The sequence below is a fragment of the Paenibacillus sp. J22R98 genome (genome assembly GCF_059383835.1).
The window spans coordinates 210212-230197 of the sequence record NZ_JBXENW010000008.1 but is presented as its reverse complement, the minus strand read 5'-3'; the positions used below and the strand labels follow the sequence as shown (position 1 = coordinate 230197).

Annotated in this window: 16 protein-coding genes; 12 read left to right on the top strand and 4 right to left on the bottom strand. The window is 54.2% G+C overall.

Going from position 1 to position 19986, the window contains the following annotated elements; genetic code table 11:
* Window positions 1-228 precede the first annotated feature (228 nt).
* Window positions 229-7791: a LamG-like jellyroll fold domain-containing protein gene (locus AC50Y3_RS22095; RefSeq protein ID WP_494820880.1), complete on the top strand. Its 7563-nt coding sequence runs from the start codon at window positions 229-231 to the stop codon at window positions 7789-7791.
* A 75-nt stretch (window positions 7792-7866) separates the two neighbouring features.
* On the opposite strand, the gene ligD is transcribed toward AC50Y3_RS22095, so the two are convergent.
* From ligD to ku, 3 genes are read right to left on the bottom strand one after another with little or no spacing between them, the layout of a single operon-like run.
* Window positions 7867-8766: a non-homologous end-joining DNA ligase gene (gene ligD, locus AC50Y3_RS22090; protein ID WP_494820879.1), complete on the bottom strand. Its 900-nt coding sequence runs from the start codon at window positions 8764-8766 to the stop codon at window positions 7867-7869.
* Window positions 8763-9815: an ATP-dependent DNA ligase gene (locus AC50Y3_RS22085; protein ID WP_494820878.1), complete on the bottom strand. Its 1053-nt coding sequence runs from the start codon at window positions 9813-9815 to the stop codon at window positions 8763-8765. The genes ligD and AC50Y3_RS22085 overlap by 4 nt, the downstream gene beginning before the upstream one ends.
* A 3-nt stretch (window positions 9816-9818) precedes the next feature.
* A complete protein-coding gene (gene ku, locus AC50Y3_RS22080) occupies window positions 9819-10760 on the bottom strand; it encodes a non-homologous end joining protein Ku (protein ID WP_494820877.1) in 942 nt (313 codons plus the stop codon).
* A gap of 134 nt (window positions 10761-10894) precedes the next feature.
* On the opposite strand from ku, the gene AC50Y3_RS22075 reads away from it, so the two are divergent.
* The 9 genes from AC50Y3_RS22075 to AC50Y3_RS22035 all read left to right on the top strand — a co-directional run bounded on the left by AC50Y3_RS22075 (window position 10895) and on the right by AC50Y3_RS22035 (window position 16822).
* Window positions 10895-11080 (top strand): hypothetical protein, encoded by a 186-nt coding sequence (locus AC50Y3_RS22075; protein ID WP_494820876.1) that lies wholly within the window; start codon window positions 10895-10897, stop codon window positions 11078-11080.
* A gap of 3 nt (window positions 11081-11083) precedes the next feature.
* Window positions 11084-11272, top strand: a complete 189-nt coding sequence (locus AC50Y3_RS22070; RefSeq protein ID WP_090984223.1) for an H-type small acid-soluble spore protein — start codon at window positions 11084-11086, stop codon at window positions 11270-11272.
* 234 nt (window positions 11273-11506) lie between these two features.
* Window positions 11507-12373: a YitT family protein gene (locus AC50Y3_RS22065; protein WP_494820875.1), complete on the top strand. Its 867-nt coding sequence runs from the start codon at window positions 11507-11509 to the stop codon at window positions 12371-12373.
* Window positions 12374-12520: 147 nt separating this feature from the next.
* A complete protein-coding gene (thiL, locus tag AC50Y3_RS22060; protein ID WP_494820874.1) occupies window positions 12521-13654 on the top strand; it encodes a thiamine-phosphate kinase in 1134 nt (377 codons plus the stop codon).
* Window positions 13655-13667: 13 nt separating this feature from the next.
* Window positions 13668-14150 (top strand): tRNA (adenosine(37)-N6)-threonylcarbamoyltransferase complex ATPase subunit type 1 TsaE, encoded by a 483-nt coding sequence (gene tsaE, locus AC50Y3_RS22055; protein WP_494820873.1) that lies wholly within the window; start codon window positions 13668-13670, stop codon window positions 14148-14150.
* Window positions 14151-14164: 14 nt separating this feature from the next.
* Window positions 14165-15058 carry a tRNA (adenosine(37)-N6)-threonylcarbamoyltransferase complex dimerization subunit type 1 TsaB gene (tsaB, locus tag AC50Y3_RS22050; protein WP_494820872.1) on the top strand — a complete coding sequence of 298 codons (894 nt, stop codon included), beginning with the start codon at window positions 14165-14167 and terminating at the stop codon, window positions 15056-15058.
* Window positions 15045-15548, top strand: a complete 504-nt coding sequence (rimI, locus tag AC50Y3_RS22045) for a ribosomal protein S18-alanine N-acetyltransferase (RefSeq protein ID WP_494820871.1) — start codon at window positions 15045-15047, stop codon at window positions 15546-15548. Before tsaB ends, rimI begins: the two co-directional genes overlap by 14 nt.
* Window positions 15532-16563: a tRNA (adenosine(37)-N6)-threonylcarbamoyltransferase complex transferase subunit TsaD gene (tsaD, locus tag AC50Y3_RS22040; RefSeq protein ID WP_494820870.1), complete on the top strand. Its 1032-nt coding sequence runs from the start codon at window positions 15532-15534 to the stop codon at window positions 16561-16563. The genes rimI and tsaD overlap by 17 nt, the downstream gene beginning before the upstream one ends.
* A gap of 49 nt (window positions 16564-16612) precedes the next feature.
* Window positions 16613-16822 carry a hypothetical protein gene (locus tag AC50Y3_RS22035; protein WP_494820869.1) on the top strand — a complete coding sequence of 70 codons (210 nt, stop codon included), beginning with the start codon at window positions 16613-16615 and terminating at the stop codon, window positions 16820-16822.
* Between the two features lie 166 nt (window positions 16823-16988).
* On the opposite strand, the gene AC50Y3_RS22030 is transcribed toward AC50Y3_RS22035, so the two are convergent.
* Entirely contained in the window at window positions 16989-17318 is a 330-nt protein-coding gene (locus AC50Y3_RS22030) for a hypothetical protein (protein ID WP_494820868.1), read from the bottom strand.
* Window positions 17319-17873: 555 nt separating this feature from the next.
* Here AC50Y3_RS22030 and AC50Y3_RS22025 point away from each other — a divergent pair.
* Window positions 17874-19466, top strand: a complete 1593-nt coding sequence (locus AC50Y3_RS22025; protein ID WP_494820867.1) for a 2-isopropylmalate synthase — start codon at window positions 17874-17876, stop codon at window positions 19464-19466.
* A 49-nt stretch (window positions 19467-19515) separates the two neighbouring features.
* A complete protein-coding gene (locus tag AC50Y3_RS22020) occupies window positions 19516-19977 on the top strand; it encodes an HIT family protein (protein WP_494820866.1) in 462 nt (153 codons plus the stop codon).
* Window positions 19978-19986 lie beyond the last annotated feature (9 nt).

The following is a 19986-nucleotide window of genomic DNA, read 5'->3' as shown; positions in this document are numbered from 1 at the left end:
AAATCGTAGAATAGTTCATTTTCTCCTTTTAGTGCTGACACTAAAATACAAGTTGACAATGAATAAGCGCTGCATCTTGACACTTGTTTTTGGAGTTGGGGCGAACAGCTAGAGTAACGATCTTGCAACACGTCAAAAAAGTATTTTAAATATGGGAGATGATGATTCCATTGCCATGATGATAAACCATGATCGACTCACAAAATGTACCATAGAAGGGATGAGAAAATGAACAAGCACAGAATGACATCACGCTTGGCTTCACGTCTGACATCTTTGGTTCTCAGTATTTTGATGGTTGCAATTACACTGCTACCGGCGACTGCTTTCGCAGATACCCCTACCGGCGGCGATCCCTTCCAAGGCGAGATCCTATTCCCCTTCAATGAGGGGAATGGTACGACCTCCAGCGCCCTTTCGGGCGATCTAACAGCTACATTAGACAACTATGTGTGGGAGCAAAACGGCCGTGGCCATACTTCCGCAATCTCCAATAACCAAACAGGCAAGAACGGGATTACAATCGACTACGGCACTTCATTCGCGAGTGTAAATGATCTAACCATGGGCGTTTGGGTAAAGCCCTCAGCTCCCAATTCCGGACAAACCAGTTCTTTGATGGCCCCACCTTATGGCGGCGCCACAGGCAATTGGGGATTCAGCAATGGAGAAATCTGGTGGAGTATCAACTGGGGCACCAGTGCAAATAACTTCGCTGACACAAGTATTAGCTTACTATCTTACGGATCGGACGGTTCCGAATGGGATGGCGGCATTTCAGCGCCAGCAGGGAACCTGGCCGACGGCAACTGGCACTATTTGGCGTACTCCTTAAGTGCGACGGCGAAAACAATCGCGCTGTATGTGGACGGCAATCGGATCGGCGAAAAAGATTATAGTTCCCTATATCCTGTCAATCTGCAAGCATACAAATGGTTCGGCGGGAATGGGTACCAGGATAGGTCGTACACCGGCCTTCTGGATGAGCTGTCCGTTTTCCCTTCGGTTCTGGGCGATAGCGCGCATGAAGCGCTATATAACAGAGCGCCTAATACTAGCGTTGGCGGCAATCCGGGCGACCCTGGCGATCCCTTTCAGGGCGAGATTCTTTTCCCTTTCAATGAGGGTAATGGTTCAACCTCCAGCGCCCTTTCGGACGGTCTGACGGCCACATTGGACAACTATGTGTGGGATCAAAACGGCCGGGGCAATACTTCTGCAATCTCCAATGACCAAACAGGCAAGAACGGGCTCACAATCGACTACGGCACTTCATTCGCGAGTGTAAATGATCTAACCATGGGCGTTTGGGTAAAGCCCTCAGCTCCCAATTCTGGACAAACCAGTTCTTTGATGGCCCCACCTTATGGCGGCACCACAGGCAACTGGGGATTCAGTAATGGAGAAATCTGGTGGAGTATCAACTGGGGCACCAGTGCAAACAACTTCGCTGACACAAGTATAAGCTTATTATCTTACGGATCGGACGGTTCCGAATGGGATGGCGGCATTTCAGCGCTAGCAGGGAACCTGGCCGACGGCAACTGGCACTATTTGGCGTACTCCTTAAGTGCGACGGCGAAAACAATCGCGCTGTATGTGGACGGCAATCGGATCGGCGAAAAAGATTATAGTTCCCTATACCCTGTCAATCTGCAAGCATACAAATGGTTCGGCGGGAATGGGTACCAGGATAAGTCGTACACCGGCCTTCTGGATGAGCTGTCCGTTTTCCCTTCGGTTCTGGGCGACAGCACGCATGAAGCGCTATATAACAGAGCGCCTAATACTAGCGTTGGCGGCAATCCGGGCGATCCTGGCGATCCCTTTCAGGGCGAGATTCTTTTCCCTTTCAATGAGGGTAATGGTTCGACCTCCAGCGCCCTTTCGGACGGTCTGACGGCCACATTGGACAACTATGTGTGGGATCAAAACGGACGGGGCAATACTTCTGCAATCTCCAATGACCAAACAGGCAAGAACGGGCTCGCAATCGACTACGGCACTGAGTTCGCGAGTGTAAATGATCTTACCATGGGCGTTTGGGTTAAGCCCGCGGCTCCAAGTCCTGGAACATCCAGTTATTTAATGGCCCCACCTTATGCCGGTACCACTGGCAATTGGGGGTTAAACGCCGGAGAAATCTGGTGGAATATCGGCTGGGGTACCAGTGAAAACAATTATGACGACACAACAATAAACTTCACATCTTACGGATCGGATGGCTCGGAGTGGGGGAGCAGCCTTTCGGCACCAGCGGGGAATTTGGCCGACGGCGACTGGCACTACCTGTCGTTCTCCTTCAGCGCGACGGCGAAAACAGTCGCTCTGTATCTGGACGGCAGTCTGATCGGTGAAAAGACCTACACGTCCACATTCCCTGTTAATCTGCAAGCTTACAAATGGTTCGGCGGGGCTGGCTATAATGGAAGCGCGTACACGGGTCTTCTGGATGAGCTGTCCGTTTTCCCTTCAGTTCTCGGCGACAGCGCTCATGAAGCGCTATATAACAGAGCGCCTAATACGAGCGTTGGCGGCAATCCGGGCGATACCTTGCACGATGAGATCCTTTTCCCTTTTAATGAGGGGAATGGTTTGACCTCCAGCGCCCTTTCGGACGGTCTCACGGCCACATTGAACAACTATGTGTGGGATAACGATCACAACGGCCGGGGCGATACTTCCGCGATCTCTACTGACAGCAGAGGTGCGAGCGGGCTCACAATCGACTACGGCGCACAGTTCGCGAATGTAAATGATCTTTCTATGGGCGTGTGGGTTAAGCCTGGAGCTCCAAGCCCTGGAACATCCAGTTCGTTGTTAGCCCCACCTTATGGCGGCTCCGATGGCAGTTGGGGGCTAAATAATGGAGAAATCTGGTGGAATATCGGATGGGGCACCAGTGAAAACAATTACACAGACACCAAGATAAGCTTCCTATCTTACGGATCGGATGGCTCCTCTTGGGATAGCAGCTTATCAGCGCCAGCAGCGAATCTGGCTGACGGCAACTGGCACTATCTGTCGTTCTCCTTCAGCGCGACGGAGAAAACCGTTGCTCTGTATCTGGACGGCAGTCTGATCGGTGAAAAGACCTACACGTCCACATTCCCTGTTAATCTGCAAGCCTACAAATGGTTCGGCGGGGGCGGCTATAATGAAAGCGCGTATACCGGCCTTCTGGATGAGCTGTCCGTGTTCCCTTCAGTTCTCGACGCCGCCGCGCATGCAGCGCTATATAACAGAGCGCCTAATACAGACGGTACCGGCCAGCAGGCTGATCCAGCCGACACCAATCAGGTAGGCGACAAAACCTATCATGTGGCCAAGACCGGCAGCGACAGCAACCCCGGCACCGAGGCCGAACCTTTCCTTACGATTCAGAAGGCAGCCGATGTTCTCCTGCCTGGCGAAACAGTAATCGTTCACGAGGGCGTATATGAGGAATCCGTACGTCCGAAGTACAACGGCACGGCTGATCACCCCATTTCATATAAAACAAACAACGGAGAGAAAGTCGTTATTTCCGGTGCGAATCTGGTTACCGAGGCATGGCAGACGGCGTCAAACCCGAGCGCGGTGCAATATAACGCGAATGATGCAAACCTCTGGAAAGTAAACGTTAGCTTGCCGATGGGCAATTACCGCAATCAAATTTTTGTGGATGGCGAAGCCATGCTTCCTTCACGGTATCCAAACGTTGCTAAGGAAGATGCCTATTACCGTCCGAATTGGCTGACTTATGTGTTCGACGGCGAGAACGCCAGCACAGGGGGATGGTCTACCCCTACGGGCAAGCTCCGTGATCCCGAGATGAACCAGCCTGCCGGTACATGGAACGGTGCAGCCATCGTGGGCATGGACAACCGCGGCTGGAACCTATCCGGCGGGGAAGTCGTCTCATCCACGCCAGGCTGGCTTAATCTTACGAACATGAACTTCTACGAGCTGGGCCCGACCGGCTACGCCTCAGGCGACAATTTCCATTACTATATCCAAAACGCGATGGCTGCTCTGGACGCGCCATACGAGTGGTACTATAACCAGAATAGCGAAACCTTGTATTTACAGCTCCCGAACGGCATGGACCCCAACGACCTGGATGTTCGTTACAAAGCACGTGAATGGGGCTTGGATCTGTCCAGCCGTAAGTACATCCATATCGAAGGTATTGACCTGAACGGCTGCAGCATGACCATGCGTAACGGCGTGAGCAATGTAGTTGATAAGATGACTGCCAAATACGTCACCGAATTCCTGTCCCCACAGAGTGAACGGGGCGGCATCATCGTGGGCGGAAAGAACAACACCTTGATCAACAGTGAGATCGCTTATTCTGCCGGCGCGCTGGTCACCGTCGAGGGCGAGGGCAACAAGATCGTCAATAGCAAGCTGCATGACGCTACTACCGGCCCTACCTTGTTTACCTTCTCGATTACCATTTCGGGAATAAACCACTTGATCAGCCACAACCAGATCTATAACGCCAGCGGCACTCTGATCGGCGGCAGCTTCTATGCCAGCGAAATCTCCTACAACGATATCCATGACGGTAACTGGCACAGCACCGACGCAGGTCTGATGTATTTTGCTTACAACGATTTTGGTAACAGCCAAATTCACCACAACAAAATCCATGATTCCCACAGCGAATTTTCCAATGGCGTGTACTTCGATCTGGGCTGCAAAAACGCCCTGGTATACGGCAATGTGTTCTGGAATTTGCCGTGGGCGGCTGTGTTCATAAACTCCAGCTCCGAGTTTATATCCGTGGTCAACAATACGGTATACAAAGGAGCAACCAGTCACTCGAACCCTGAAATTTACACGAACTCACCCGGCGACGCGTACATGGACGTATTTATGAACAACATTGTGGATTCCCGCGGTGTGGGTACCGACAACGTCAACGTCGGCGCGGTAGTGCTGGACAACTACAGCAGACCGGAAGACAACATCGATGGAACTGCAACCTTCAACAACCCATCGGCGTTTGACTTTACCTTGAAATCCGGTTCCGACGCGGTCGGTATGGGCGCCTATCAGCCGGGAGATACCTGGACTGCCGGTCTTAAGGGCACTCCGGTAACGGCCGAAGAAGTTAGCAGCGGCCCGCAGTTCCTGCCTTATGCGAACAAAAACCTGCTGTTCAACAGCGGTTTTGAGTGGCCGCGTGTAGACTTCCCGAGCATGGGCTCGATGCCGTATTGGGAAAAGACAGGGACAGGAAGCGCATCGCTCGTCAGAGCCGGTTCATCTGCCGACAATGCTCATGCCCGCGATCAGAACGCCGTGGAACTGACCGGTCAGAACATCGGACTCGAGCAGGAGATTACAGGTCTGGAGCCTGGTGCGGAATACGTGCTGCGCGGTTTTGCCCGGATGGGCAACGGCAGCAGCGCCGATGGGCAAAAGGTGGAAATAAGCGTGAACGTCGGTGCAACTACCCTCAAAGGTGAATTGGACCGGCCGGCATGGCGATCGGTATCGATCAAATTTACAGCAGACGAGACCGGAACAGCCACAGTCTATGCCAAAAAGACAACAACCGGATCACGAGCACTGGTAGACGACTTCTCGGTTGTGCGTGCCGACGTTACGCCGGACCAGGGACCGGTCAGCGACGATCTGTACCCGATGCTTAATTCCCCAGTGGCATTGGTGGACGATATGTTGTTTGAGGATTCCAAATGGACTGCAGCCAACCAATCGTCGTTTGTAAAAGACGAAACGTCCGGCCTCACTCTGGTAGCGCAGCCCGGCCAGTCAGCCGCTGCGTTCTACACCCAGGAAAAGTACAGTAACAAGGACTTCTATTTGAAATTGGATCAGAGTGAAAATCTTGACGATCTTGATCTGAACATCATACTCCGGGCAACAGCGGCGACGCGAGCTGCCAACAGGTACGAAATTGATATTCAAGGAACAACAGCCACACTTACCCGTTATTACAACGGTCAGGGTCTCCAATTGGGACAGTGGACGGTAGACATTAACGACCGGCTCTTGAAGGCCGGCGCAGTATGGGATGACGTCAACGAAAGCGGCTACGGCGGCGTGACCGTGACGCTCAAGAGCGGAAACGAAACATTGTTCTCCGTTCGAGATGAAAATAACTTAAACGTCTCCGCCCCAGGCTACTTCGGCCTGGCGACTGAATCCTCAGTCAAACTCGGACGAGTGACCGAATACGTGGATATGGGCTCGGTCATCGCAGATAAGGACAACTGGCAATCCGGAGGGACTTCCATCAACTGGGCGAATAACAATAAAGAGTTGACCCCCGTCGGGGCTGGAACTGCAGGTTACACAGGCAGAACATTCGGCGATGCAGAGTTCGTGGTTGGATTTGAGTCCGGCATGAACACCGGGGCATTCCCTAACTTTACCCTGCGGGCTCCGACCGACGTAGATCTGCTGAACAACCCTTGGAGCGGCACGAAATACAGCGTTATCTTCAAGGAGGGCTCCTTTGAAATTCAGCACTGGCCGGAACTCTGGAAGCCCGGTTCAAGCATTCTGTCGGATGACGGCAGATCGGCGCTGGCGGACAACAAAGGCTTTGTACCGGCGTATACAAACACACTCGTTAAAATTAGTACAGTGAACACCGACTATGGCGTGTGGATCCGAGTCAAGGCGGGCGACACGATCGTCGCAAGTTGGATTGACGAGAACAATTATCTTCCGAATGCAGGGTATTTGGGCATCTGCGGCTACACCGAGCCAATGACGATCTCAGCGCCAAGCGAGAGTACTTATATTCCTGTCATCGGTAACCCGGACGATAAGCCAGGCAATGTCACTGTGGATACCTCCGCGCTGCAACAGCTGATAGCCGAGGGCGGTGCGCTTGTTGAAGCCGAGTACACGGAGGCGAGTTGGGCAGCTTTAGAAACAGCCTTAGACGCTGCGATAGCTGTTGTGTCAAACAACGCCGCGACCCAAGCGCAGATTGATGCGGCGGTTACGGCACTGCAGGCGGCGATAACCGACTTGGTTCAAGCGGATGTAGCCGTTACCGACATTACCGTAACAGGAGCGAACGGCGCTTCCTCGATCTCGAGCCTCGGCGGCACGCTGCAAATGAATGCCGCAGTAACGCCTGACAACGCGACCGATAAATCCGTCTCCTGGACGGTCGTCGGCACGAATGGCAACGCAACGAACAAAGCGACGATCGACTCGAACGGACTACTGACTGCGGTTGCTGACGGCGTAGTCAAAGTCGTCGCCACGGCGAAGGACGGATCGGGCGTAACGGCCGAAAGCCTCATCACGATTGATTCGACGCCGCCGGTAATCGTTGCACCGAGCGATCTGTCGTACTTGCAAACGGAAGCGGTATCGCTCGCGTTCTCCGCAAGCGACAGCGGAAGCGGCTTGCAATCGTTGACCGTATCCTTTAACGGCAAGACGACAGCCGGAACGGTTTCCGTAAATCCGCTCGGCCTCGCGGTTGGAACGTATCCGATCGTTGTTACAGCGACGGATAATCTCGGTCATCAGACGACGAAGACGTTCAGTTTGGAAATCACGATGGAAGTCGCTCAACTAGACGAAGTGATCTCTCTCGGGGAAACCCGGGGTTTGATCGCGGATGCCAAAACCGCGAAGTCTCTTCAATCGGAAATTGACAAAATCCAAAAGGCTCAAGCAAAAGGCAAGCTTGACGCGAAAGATTTCAAACAGCTAGAAAAGGATATCAACAAGGAGAAAGGCAAAAAGATCGACGCTGCTTTCGCGGATCAGTTGCTGCAAAGCATCGAAGCTCTGAAGAGTTCCCTGTAAGAATAAGCAAAAAACCGACTTGCGAGAGCAAGTCGGTTTTTTATTTCGTTAGCCAATTTAGGATAACTCAATCGCTCAGCGTTTCCCGCCGCCGATAAACTGCAATATCGAGCGGAGCGACTGCGGGGCGACCGTGTCCAGCAGGTCGCCTTCCTTGTGCAGCCGAGCCTCGATGTTCAGCAGGTTGTAGTCGGCGATCGCGACGTTACGGCGCACTTCATCCCAGTGGAGCGGTGTGGATACGCTGGCGGCTCGGCGAGCGCGTGGGGAGTAGGGGGCGATGATGGTTTTGCCTTGATAGTGCTGCAGATAGTCGATGTAGATCAGGTCGCCGCGGTTCTTTTTCAGCCGTTCGATGGTGAATAGGCGGGGGTGCTTGTCAGAGAGAAAAGCGCCGACAAACTCACCGATCCGGCGCAGCTCATCGAAAGTGAGATCCTGCACGATCGGAATAATGACCTGCACACCTGTAGCACCTGACGTCTTAGGCACAGAGGATATGCCGAGCGAGCGCAGCAGATCCCCGACGAGCAGTGCGGCTTCCATAATACGCGGCTCCTCTTCAAGGGTCGGATCCAGATCAAGCACCCATTCCGTCGGATGCTCCGGGTTGCTCACTCGGTCGAAGGAAGCGTGATATTCGAGACAGGCCAAATTGCCGAGCCATAGCAGCACCGGCAGGGAGGTCAGCTTCACGTAGTTAATGCTCTCCCGGGTCACGGTTTCGACAAAAGCCGGCGCAGGAGATGGGCTGTTTTTCTGATAAAAGGATTTCCCATTCACCCCGTCCGGGAACCGAATGGTCGTCAACAACCGATCCTGGCAATGCTTCAGCAGCCATGGCGAAAGAGCGGCAAGCCGCTGCAAAAATATCGCCTTCGTAATTCCCATCTCCGGCCATAACAGTTTCTCAGGGTTGCTAACCGTTAGTTCCTGTCCGTCAACAACAACGGTACCTTTGACAGAACGGCTCATGACAGCGGCTCCTTCGGCAGGAACGTCACGAGCTTCGGATGGCGAAGCTGACCGGCAGAAGTGAGCTCAAGGCCGGAAACCCGGCACTTAAACGGCAGCGACAGCCACTGAATCTCCTCACGCCTCAGATCCTCCGGCACCGCAGGGAAAGGACAAGCGACAACGGCTAAGTGCGAATGCTGCGGCTTAAAAGTCGCGGCCAGCACTCTGCGCAGCGCATCATTTAACCCCAGCGACACACTCCCCAGATAGTAGCCCTCGTGCTCCATGACCAGACTTGCGACGATGCCGCCCCGCCACTTGAGTCCGACAATATCGACGTCGAGGACTAAGACGATCTTCTTCTTCAGCCAGTCGCGATGTTTCTTGCCTTCTCGATAAGGGCTGTCCAGCCGTTTGCTGACAACACCCTCCCATTTATTCGTTTGCACCCAATCCCACAACGCAGCACCATCCTGAAAAAGATCCGTCACGAACATGCGCGGATCGTCAGCTGGACATAACTCGGTTAGCCGACGATGGCGCTCCTCGTATGGAAGGTCACGCAAATCGCCGGAGGCATCCGCGAGAATATCGAACAACACCAAGACGAGCCCGCCCCGCGCACTCGCACCGCCATTAGACCCAATAGTTGAACCGCCCTCAACAACCTCAGGTTGCGGCTGTCTCAAGAGCCCTCGCGATCGTTCCCTCTTCAGCACATGTTGAAAATTCGGCCGGACGCCATCCCACCAGACGATTTCGCCATCCAGCAGGCATCGGCCCAGAGCCGCTGCTTTCGACTCCAGCAGCGACGTGATTTCAGGATAAATACTGTTCTTCAAGTACAGCTTGCGCGAAAAGATCTCCACCTGCCCATGCCCATTCAATCGAGCAAGGATGCGCACGCCGTCCCATTTAAGCTGATAGCCCCATTCGCTGCCGATTGGGAGCTCATCATCGGAGATCGGGGCCATGGGCTCAACAGGCAAAGGCAGCGGCTGCTCATAATGAACTTCCTGATGCAAGCTCACATCAGGAAGCGATTCCTCGGACCACGGCTGTTCCATCGCCTATGACACCGTGTCCTTCTTCGTTTTGCGTGCACGCGGCGCTTTCACTTTGGCCACGACCTCGCTGGTTCCATCGGCAGCAGCTGAAGGATTTGAGGCAGCATCGCCTGCACCTGCCGCAGCCCCACCTGCACCGGCCGTATTCGTGTCCAAGCCGCCGGGCGCATTCGGCGGCAGCTTAACCGCCTCCAGGCTGGCTTGCAGCGCAGCCATGAGGTCAAGCACATTCGTGCGCTGCTGCTCCGGCGCAACGCGTACGTCTTCGCCGGCGATCTTGTGCTGGATGAGATCCATCAAGCGCTCCCGATAGTCGTCGGTATATTTGGCCGGCTCGAACGGGGTAGAGAGCTGCTCGATCAGCATGCGCGCCATCATGAGCTCCTTTTCGTTCACATTGACGGTTTCCGGCAGCCCCGGCACCTGATCGACGGAGCGGATTTCATCCGGATAGAAAATCGTCTCCATCGCTAAGCAATCATCGATGATACGAATGGCTGCAAGCGAGCTTTTGGAACGGATCGACACTTTGGCAATCCCGATTCGCCCCGACTGCCGCATCGCTTCCATTAGCAGGTTATAGGCGTTGCCGCCGGCTTGATCCGGAGAGAGATAGTAGGTTTTCTGAAAATAAATCGGGTCGATCTCCTCCAGCGCGACGAAATCCAGAATGGTGATCGTCTTGGTCGCATCGCTGGACAACGACTCCAACTCGTCCTTCTCAAACAGCACATAGCGGCCTTTCTCATATTCATAGCCTTTAACGATCGCGTCCCAATCGACTTCAACGTCGCAGGTCGGGCATTTGCGGATATAAGAGATGTTGCTGCCGCAGTCGCGGTGAATCATTTTCAGAGAAATATCTTTATCCTCCGTGGCTGAAAACATTTTGACAGGCACATGCACGAGACCGAAGCTGATGGCCCCTTTCCATACGGTATGCATTTCATTTCCCCCTCACATTAAAATGGATTAAAGTCCTATAAGTTCATTGTTCCCCGAATGCATGAAAGTAAGCTGGTTCGGGCATATTTTCGTGTAGCAAGAGCCAACATCATCATCTAAAGGAGGCAAATGGAATGGTAGAAGCGGGCAATTCCCCTACTGGGAACAGCAACGATAAGAAACATGAAGGCCGCGATGATTATTTTATGGACATCGACCGGATGGTGAATGAAGGATTAGGCGGCGGGCAAGTGACCTTGAACAACGGGTTAATTGCCGAGTCCACCACGGATACCATGGAGCCTGAAGCGAGGGATTAAGCAGTGGATACAAAACGCGCAATGCAGATTTACAGCTCAAAAGACACGTTCGCCGTTCATTTAGGCGATAAGCCGGTGTGGATTGAAAATGTAGACGAAGCCAATGGCATGGCAACCGTTCAAGTGGGTTCAGACCCGCTCAATACGCAAACCGTTTCGGTTGACCGTTTGAAAGAAGAAGGCGACGAATAGGAAGCGGTACTTAGAGCAGGCCCTCGGACACCGACTAAACGTTGGATACCGAGGGTCTTATCCTTTTTATAAATAAATAGATTATTATGAAAACGTTCGATATTTGACGATTCCGAGACATAACGAAATATAAATGGCGAAAAGATGTGCTTATTCTTGGAAATCGAGCTAAATTGGAGTATAATGAATAAATAAGCTTGATTTTTAAGTTTTCATCAGTAGAGGGGGGAAAGTATGGCGAAACAGCACTATAAGCTTACCAAGCTGGAGTTGCTGCTGCGGATTGTATTACTCACCGTCGGTGCGGCGCTCGTTTCCGTAGCTCTTGAGATTTTTCTTGTACCAAACAACATTATTGATGGCGGAATAGTCGGTATTTCCATCATTGTGGCGCATCTGACGAACTTGCCGCTCGGTCTATTTCTATTCTTGTTCAACTTGCCGTTTCTAGTTATCGGTTACAAACAGATCGGCAAAACATTTGCGATATCAACGCTCTACGGCGTTGTGATCATGTCCATCGGCACGACCTTGCTTCATCCGGTCAAAGCATTAACGTACAGCCCGTTTCTGGCACCGGTATTCGGCGGCGTCATTCTCGGTATTGGGGTTGGTCTTGTTATCCGTTCAGGGGGATCGCTCGATGGCACGGAGATTATAGCGATTTTGTTCACGAAGAAAACACCGTTCTCCGTAGGAGAAATTGTCATGTTTTTCAATTTATTCATCCTGGCGAGCGCGGGTTTCGTGTTCTCGTGGGATAGCGCAATGTTCTCTCTTATTGCCTACTACATTGCCTTTAAAGTCATAGATGTGACCTTAGAGGGGATCGATCAATCGAAGTCGGTCTGGATTATTAGCAAAGAATCCAAGGAAATCGGCGATGCCATCATGAGCCGGCTCGGCCGCGGCGTTACGTATTTGCACGGTGAAGGAGCTTTCTCCGGCGGCACGAAGCGAGTCATCTTCTGCGTCATTACGCGTCTGGAAGAAGCGAAGATGAAGTCCATTGTCCAAGAGCTCGATCCGACAGCCTTCCTCGCGGTTGGCAACATTCACGACGTGAAGGGCGGCCGCTTTAAGAAGCGAGCCATCCACTAACCAAGCAATCAAGCAGGTCTGCTCGCAGACGTTCATACAGGCAAGGCTGTGCAACCAAGCATGGCCTTGCCTGCTTTTGTTGCGGGTCTTTGTGCTGACCGATATAATAGGGACAACTAACTGTGAAAATAAGGCTGCGGCCGGCGAATGGAGGCGGGGAAACTGGACGAGTTTGAGCGCATTCGAAATTGGACGGATGACCGCCAACATCAGTCCGCGCTGGCGGAGAAGCAAGGCGTGGTGCTAGGGATCGGCGACGATGCGGCGATCGTCGGGTTGCCGACGGGTGAGCATGGCGGCAGCCTGGAGTGGCTGCTCGCGGTCGACACGATGGTGGAGACCGTCCATTTCAACGACGCGACGATGGGCGAAGCCGACATCGGCTGGAAGGCGCTGGCCGCGAACGTCAGCGATATCGCGGCGATGGGTGGCGTGCCCCGGCATGCGCTCGTGTCCGTGTGCGTGCCGCCGGCATGGGGGCCGGCACGTATGCGCCGGCTCTATGATGGGCTTTACGCGTGCGCCGAGCATTACGGCGTAGCGGTGGTTGGCGGCGATACGACGAGTTCGCCGCTGCACTTGGTTGTGTCCGTGACGGTCGTGGGCACCGCCCCGGCCGGCAAGGCGATTCGCCGGGCAGGCGCGCAGCCCGGCGACGCCGTGTTCGTGACCGGAGCGGCGGGGATGGCCGCGGCCGGTCTGCATGGGCTGCTCGCCGCCGCGGCTGCGCGCGCGGGCTCGCCGCCTTTGCCGCCGGTGGCGGCTGCGCCGGGCACGGCGGCGCTGGTGCAGGCGCACCGCCGGCCGGCGCCTTCGGTGCGCGCGGCGCTGCTGCTTGCCGCGCGCGGAACCGTGACGTCGCTGAATGACGTCAGCGACGGACTGGCCAGCGAAGCCTGGGAAATCGCCGAGGCTTCGGGCGTAACCATCGTGCTCCGCGACTCGGACTTGCCGCGCAGCGGCAGCATGACCGCTTACGCGCACGGCTGCGGCGTGAATCCACTGGAGTGGATTCTCTACGGCGGCGAAGACTACGTGCTGCTCGGCACGATAGCTGCCGCGGATGCGCGGGCAGCGAAAGCCGAGCTGGCCGAAGCCGGCCTGCCGATGTTCATCATCGGCGAGGTTGAAGCCGGCGGCGGCGCAGGCGTGGAGCTGATCCGCGACCTGGACGGCGGCAATAGCGCCATCGGCGGAGCCGGCAATCGGCGCGGAACGGGGCGCTATGAAGTGCTGCGGGAAGCAATTGCGAAGCGCGGATATAATCATTTTGGGAATTAGGAGCGGCCGAAGCATGAACGAAAGCTACGAATTGATTTGGACGGCAGAGACCGAGGAAGATACGGTTCGATTGGCAGAGAAGCTTGCAGCGCTGGCGGTTCCGGGAACGGTACTGGCGCTAGACGGTGACCTCGGAGCAGGCAAAACGCGGTTCTCAAAAGCTTTTGCAGCCGGAATCGGCGTACCGGGCGTTGTGAACAGTCCTACGTTTACCATCATTAAAGAATATCAAGGGGCGCAATTGCCGCTTTATCATATGGATGTGTACCGACTGTCCGAGCAAGAAGCGGACGAGCTCGGTTTGGACGATTATTTTTTCGGTGAAGGTGTCACGATTGTCGAGTGGGCCAGCCTCATTGAGGCGCTGTTGCCTCCCGATCGGCTTCAGCTTTACATTGCGCATTTAGGAGGGGAAGCGCGCCGCATTACGATTACAGGCATTGGCGCGCCGTATGTGGCTTGGTGTCAACAATTACAGGCAATTGATCATAGATAGGAGTACGTAATCAGATGAGTGAAATTACTACGCCGGGCAGCCGGGAAGGACAGCTTGTGCTTGCGCTGGATACATCAACCGCTTCGCTCGCTGCCGCACTCGTGCGCGGAGATGAGGTGCTGCGCGACATTCAGTCGCTTGCCGAACGCAATCATTCCGTCCATACGGTGTCGGTCGTCAAGGAGCTGCTAAGTGATTGCGGCATTGCACCTGAGGAACTTGCAGGCATCGCGATCGGCCGTGGACCAGGCTCGTACACAGGCATGAGAATCGCGGTATCCGTCGGCAAAACCTTAGCATGGGTATGGCAGAAGCCGCTCGTTGGCGTGTCCAGTCTTGAAGCTCTCGCTTACGGGGCATGGCAAACGGGAGCAGACAAGGATACAGCTACCGCCAACGCTTCTGCAGGGGAGCGTCCGGTTTGGATCGTCCCGATTATGGATGCGCGGCGCGGACAAGTGTATACGGGAGCGTTTGAGGCTTCTGCTTCAGGCAACTCTGAAGGGGCAGCTGCCTTCCCGGGGGCATGGAAACGGCTGGCCAAAGACGGCATCCGTTTGATGCACGATTGGGTAGACCGGCTCGCTTCAGATGTGATGGCGATGGACGTTGCTTCGAGACCTTCCGCGATTTGGATTGTCGGTGAATTACAGCTTCACGAGGCGGAGGCCGACAGGTTGAGGAACATTTGCCCTGAGGTGGAAGTCGCGGCATTCACTTATATCTTAGAAGGACGATCCGTTGCTGCTCTGGGACTTTCGCGTCTGGCGGCAGGAGAATCCGATGATGTGCATACCTTTATTCCGAATTACACGCAGTTAACGGAAGCAGAAGTGAAATTGCAGGAACGGACGGCTTCGCAGCAGCAGAGCGCGGTGGAAGGAGCGGGTAAACGTGACGGTCATTGATGTCAACCGGCTTGTTTTTCGGTTAATGACGATGAGCGATGTGAAGACGATCGTTGCTATAGAGCAAGAGAGCTTCACTTCGCCGTGGACGGAAGAAGCGTTCGTTAACGAGCTGACTAATAATCATTTTGCCCGCTATATGGTGATGGATTACGAAGGCGAAGTCCTTGGTTATGGCGGCATGTGGACCATCATGGATGAGGCGCATGTGACTAATGTGGCCGTGCGCGAACCGTATCGCGGACGCGGACTTGGCGAGAAGCTGATGGTGGAGCTGCAGCGTGCGGCGGTCATGTTTGGTGCGAAGAGAATGACGCTTGAAGTGCGCGTATCCAACGAAGTGGCGCAGCGGCTATACAGAAAACTTGGCTTTGAACCGTCCGGAATCCGGCCCGGCTATTATTCAGACAATAAAGAGGATGCGCTCATCATGTGGGCTGAACTGGATGCCTCGGGTGAAGTGGAGAATATGTATGACGACTACAAATGAACTGATTCTCGCCGTAGAAACAAGCTGTGATGAAACAGCGGTCGCGCTTATTCGCGGCGGCAAAGAGATTGTAACCAATATTGTTTCGAGCCAGATCGAGACGCATCAGCGTTTCGGCGGCGTTGTGCCGGAGATTGCATCCCGTAAGCATGTGGAATCGATCACGCTCATTATGGAGCAGGCGATGAAGGAAGCCGGAGCGGGGTTCCGCGACCTATCCGCGATTGCGGTTACGCAAGGACCGGGACTTGTAGGCGCGCTTCTGGTTGGAATCGTAGCTGCCAAAAGCTTAGCGATGGCGCTTGACCTCCCGCTAATCGGCACCCATCACATCGCAGGGCATATCTATGCCAACCAGCTGGTGCATGAGATTGAATATCCATGCCTTGCGCTCGTAGCATCGGGCGGTCATACGGAGCTTGTCGTTCTGGAGAGCGAAGGCGTGTTCCGGATCATCGGCAGGACACGTGATGATGCAGTCGGCGAAGCGTATGATAAAGTGGCGCGCACGCTGAATTTTCCTTATCCCGGCGGGCCCTACATCGATAGGCTTGCGCAGCAGTCGGAGGAAGAGTTCCAGCTGCCACGGGCATGGCTGGAGCCGGATTCGTATGATTTCAGCTTCAGCGGGTTGAAATCTGCCGTTCTTGCGGCCATCAATTCGGCCAAAATGAAAGGCGAAACGCCGCGCGAGGCCGCTCTTGCCCGCGGGTTCCAAGCATCCGTCATCGACGTGCTTGTGACGAAGTCGCTTCGCGCCGTTCGCGAGGTCGGCGCCAAGCAGCTGCTGCTCTGCGGCGGTGTAGCGGCTAACGGCGGCTTGCGCGCAGCCTTGACGGCGCGCTGCCAAGAGGCGGGCATTCCGCTGCTCATTCCGCCGCTTAAGCTTTGCACGGACAATGCGGCGATGATCGGCGCAGCAGCGCACCTGAAGTGGAAGCGCAGCGAGTTTACGCCGCTCGACATGAAGGCTGAGCCGGGCTTGTCGCTGGAAGAATGGTCGGTTCGGAGCTAACATTTTTCCACGGACGCTGTTCGTGCAATTTGCTTACGGATGTAGACGTATGGGGGAGCTGATTGTCGTGAATTCGAAGCCCTATTTCTATGGCACAATCTTCGTATTATTCGTTTTTATCTTTATCTGCGCGATCGTTGGCGGAGGGGACGAGTTCTTCGGCGGAGAGCGGCTGGTTCGTGCTTTCGAGTGGGTGACCCGGTATATCGTACCTTGGGGAATCCTCTTGCTGCTGTACAAGATTTACAAGAAGAAATAATGACCATACGAGGCTGCCTCAAAACGTACATGATACGGTTTGGAGGCAGCTTTTTTGTGCCAATCGAACTCTCAGCTTCCCAACAAACCACAATTCCGCCGCTTTGGTGGAAACGTTGTTTTTTGTTCATTCACCCCCCCAACGACAACATGAAGCGCGCGTCGATTCAAATTATCCATCCCGCTAAATTTTTATAAATCGAATTGACAGACGATTCCGACAGGCATATAATAAGGAACAACACTTCAAACATCTGACAAACGCGACGAACAGGAGCAGTAAAGCGTATAGCCGGGATTAGAGAGCTGCGGGTTGGTGCAACGCAGTCGAAGGCCGCTTGAACCTCGCCTGGGAGCGGATTTACGGAAATGAGCTTCGCAGTCGGCCGAAGGCCAAGGCTTACGGAATGCTCATGTACGTCTTTACGGTTGACCTCCGTGATCGGGTGCATGGCTTCGACTTCTAGAATCGTCGTCATGCTTAAGCGGACGTTCATTGCTTCCTTATGGGAAGGAACGTCAACAAGGGTGGTACCGCGCCGGACCTAACAGTCTGTCGTCTCTTGAATAAGAGACGTCAGGCTTTTTTTGTTTTCCGAAATAGCGGTTTTGAAGAAAGATGCCGTCACAATCACTGGAATATCGACACACGCATGAACGACCAATAGATAAAACGCGATGAACAGGAGCAGTAGGAACAATCCGGGAAAGCAGAGAGCTGCGGGGTGGTGCGACGCAGCCGAAGGATATCCGAAACTCGCCTGGGAGCGGAACGAGGGAATGTCGCGAGGTTGCTACTTGCAGCTTCGCATACCCTACCTCAGTTACGGTTAACCACCGTCATCAGGTGCAGCAGCTGCCCGGCATCCAAACCGGTGGCGATCTATGCTGCATAAGCGGGTTCGGCCTCGATAGGCCGGGCAACTAGAGTGGTACCGCGGCATGCTCACGAAGCCTGTCGTCTCTTGATTCATCAGGAGACGTCGGGCTTTTTCTGTTTTCTCCATCCGATTCTATTCCAAACAAACCAAACCTTTAGGAGGCTAACCCTTATGACCATTAATAACCAAACACAACCCCAATCCGGTAACAAAATCATCCGTATCTTCGACACCACCCTTCGTGACGGCGAGCAATCACCGGGCGCAACGCTGCGTCCCGAGCAGAAGATCGTACTTGCCCGCCAGTTGGCAAAGCTCGGCGTCGACATTATCGAGCCTGGATTCCCAATCTCAAGCCCGGGCGAATTCGCCGCTGTACAGCAAATCTCGCGCGAGCTGCAAGGTGTTGAAATCGTTGGATTCGCTCGTGCGATCAAAGGCGATATCGACGCAGCAGTCCGCTCTACGATGGATGCTGCCCGCCGCCGTCTGCATCTGTTTATCTCCTCCTCGGACATCCATTTGGATTTCCAATTAAAAAAATCCCGCGAGCAGGTGCTGGCCATCGCTCGTGAGATGGTTGCTTACGGCAAGCAGTTCGTGGACGAAATTGAGTTCTCTCCGATGGACGCAAGCCGTTCGGGACGTGACTTTGTCATTGAGATGGTTGAGGCTGTCATCGCTGAAGGCGCTACCGTCATCAATCTGCCGGATACGCTCGGTTATGCGCTTCCGGAAGAGTACGGCGAGCTGTTCCGCAGCGTGAGAGCAGGTGCAAGAGGCGGGGATAAAGTACAGTACAGCGCACACTGTCATAATGATCTTGGTCTTGCGGTAGCCAACAGCCTAGCTGCGATTAACGCAGGAGCGACGCAGGTGGAAGTGACAGTGAACGGAATCGGCGAGCGTGCCGGGAACTGTTCGCTGGAGGAGCTTGTTATGGCGATTGAGACGCGTAAATCGGCGATCGGTGCGGAGACGGGCATCGTCCAAAGCGAGATTTACGAAACGTCGCGGATGGTGAGCCGGGCGATGAATTTCCCGATTGCTTACAATAAGCCAATCGTGGGGCGGAACGCTTTTCAGCACGAGTCGGGTATCCATCAGGATGGACTGCTTAAGAACCGGAACACGTACGAGATTATGGATCCGGAAGCGATGGGTATCCCTCGCAGCATGATCGTGCTTGGCAAACACTCCGGCCGTCATGCAATCAAGCATCGCCTGGCTGATTACGGCATTGAACTGAACGACGAGCAATTGCTGGATGTGTATAACCGCTTCATTGAGAAAGCAGATGAGATGAAAATCGTGCCTGACGATGTTCTGGTCCGGTTGGCAAGCGAATCCACAGACACGCAGCATGATCCGTATACACTTGTTGATCTGCAGGTGCTTGCGGGGACGCAGCGTTCTCGCATTGCATCGGTTACCATTCGCGAACGCGATTCGCAAGAGGAGCGCACGCTGACAGGAACGGGCAAAGGGCCGCTGGAAGCCGTCATTCACTGCCTGCAGCAAGCGATCCCGGTAACCGCGGAATTCGAGGATCTGGAGCTGCATTCGTTATCGACGGGCGAAGATGCGCGCGGGGAAGCGATCGTCAGCATTGTGCATAACAATCGCCGCTATACGGGGACGGCTGTGCATAACGATATTATTTTAGCGGCGGCTGAGGCTTATGTGAGTGCTTGCAATCAACTGCTGATGAGTGTGCAGGATGAAGATGGGGTAGAGGACCTCATTCAGAAGAAGAGCAGCTGATGCATTGAAAATAGAGGTTCAAGGTTCGTTCGTGAGGGGGCGGCAACAGGTGTCTAAGCACGTTCAAGACTGCTTTATTTGCCGGAAGCATCGTGGCGACATCCGGTCAGTAGGGAGCACCATATATGAGGATGGGCATGTACATGTGGGTCATATGGGGTTTCGGGGTGAAGAGCAAACCACTTACTTAGGCTATGTCATGGTGGAATTGAAACGACATACGCCGGGTCTTGGAGACCTGTCCGTACAGGAAGCTGCGGCTGTAGGGGTTGTTGTGAACGAGGTTAGTCGAGCGCTCAAGGATGTACTGCGTGCTGAGCATATTTACAGCTTCGTTCAAGGGGATGGTGTACCGCATTTTCATATGCATCTCATCCCCAGGTATGCAGGTACGCCGGATAACTTCCGGAATCCGATGAACCTCATGAATTGGCCTGATGCCCCGCGTGGCGGAGAAGCGGAAGTAGAGAAGATTTGCTCGAAACTTAACGTTTACTTGCGTGCAATCTGAAGGGTTCGT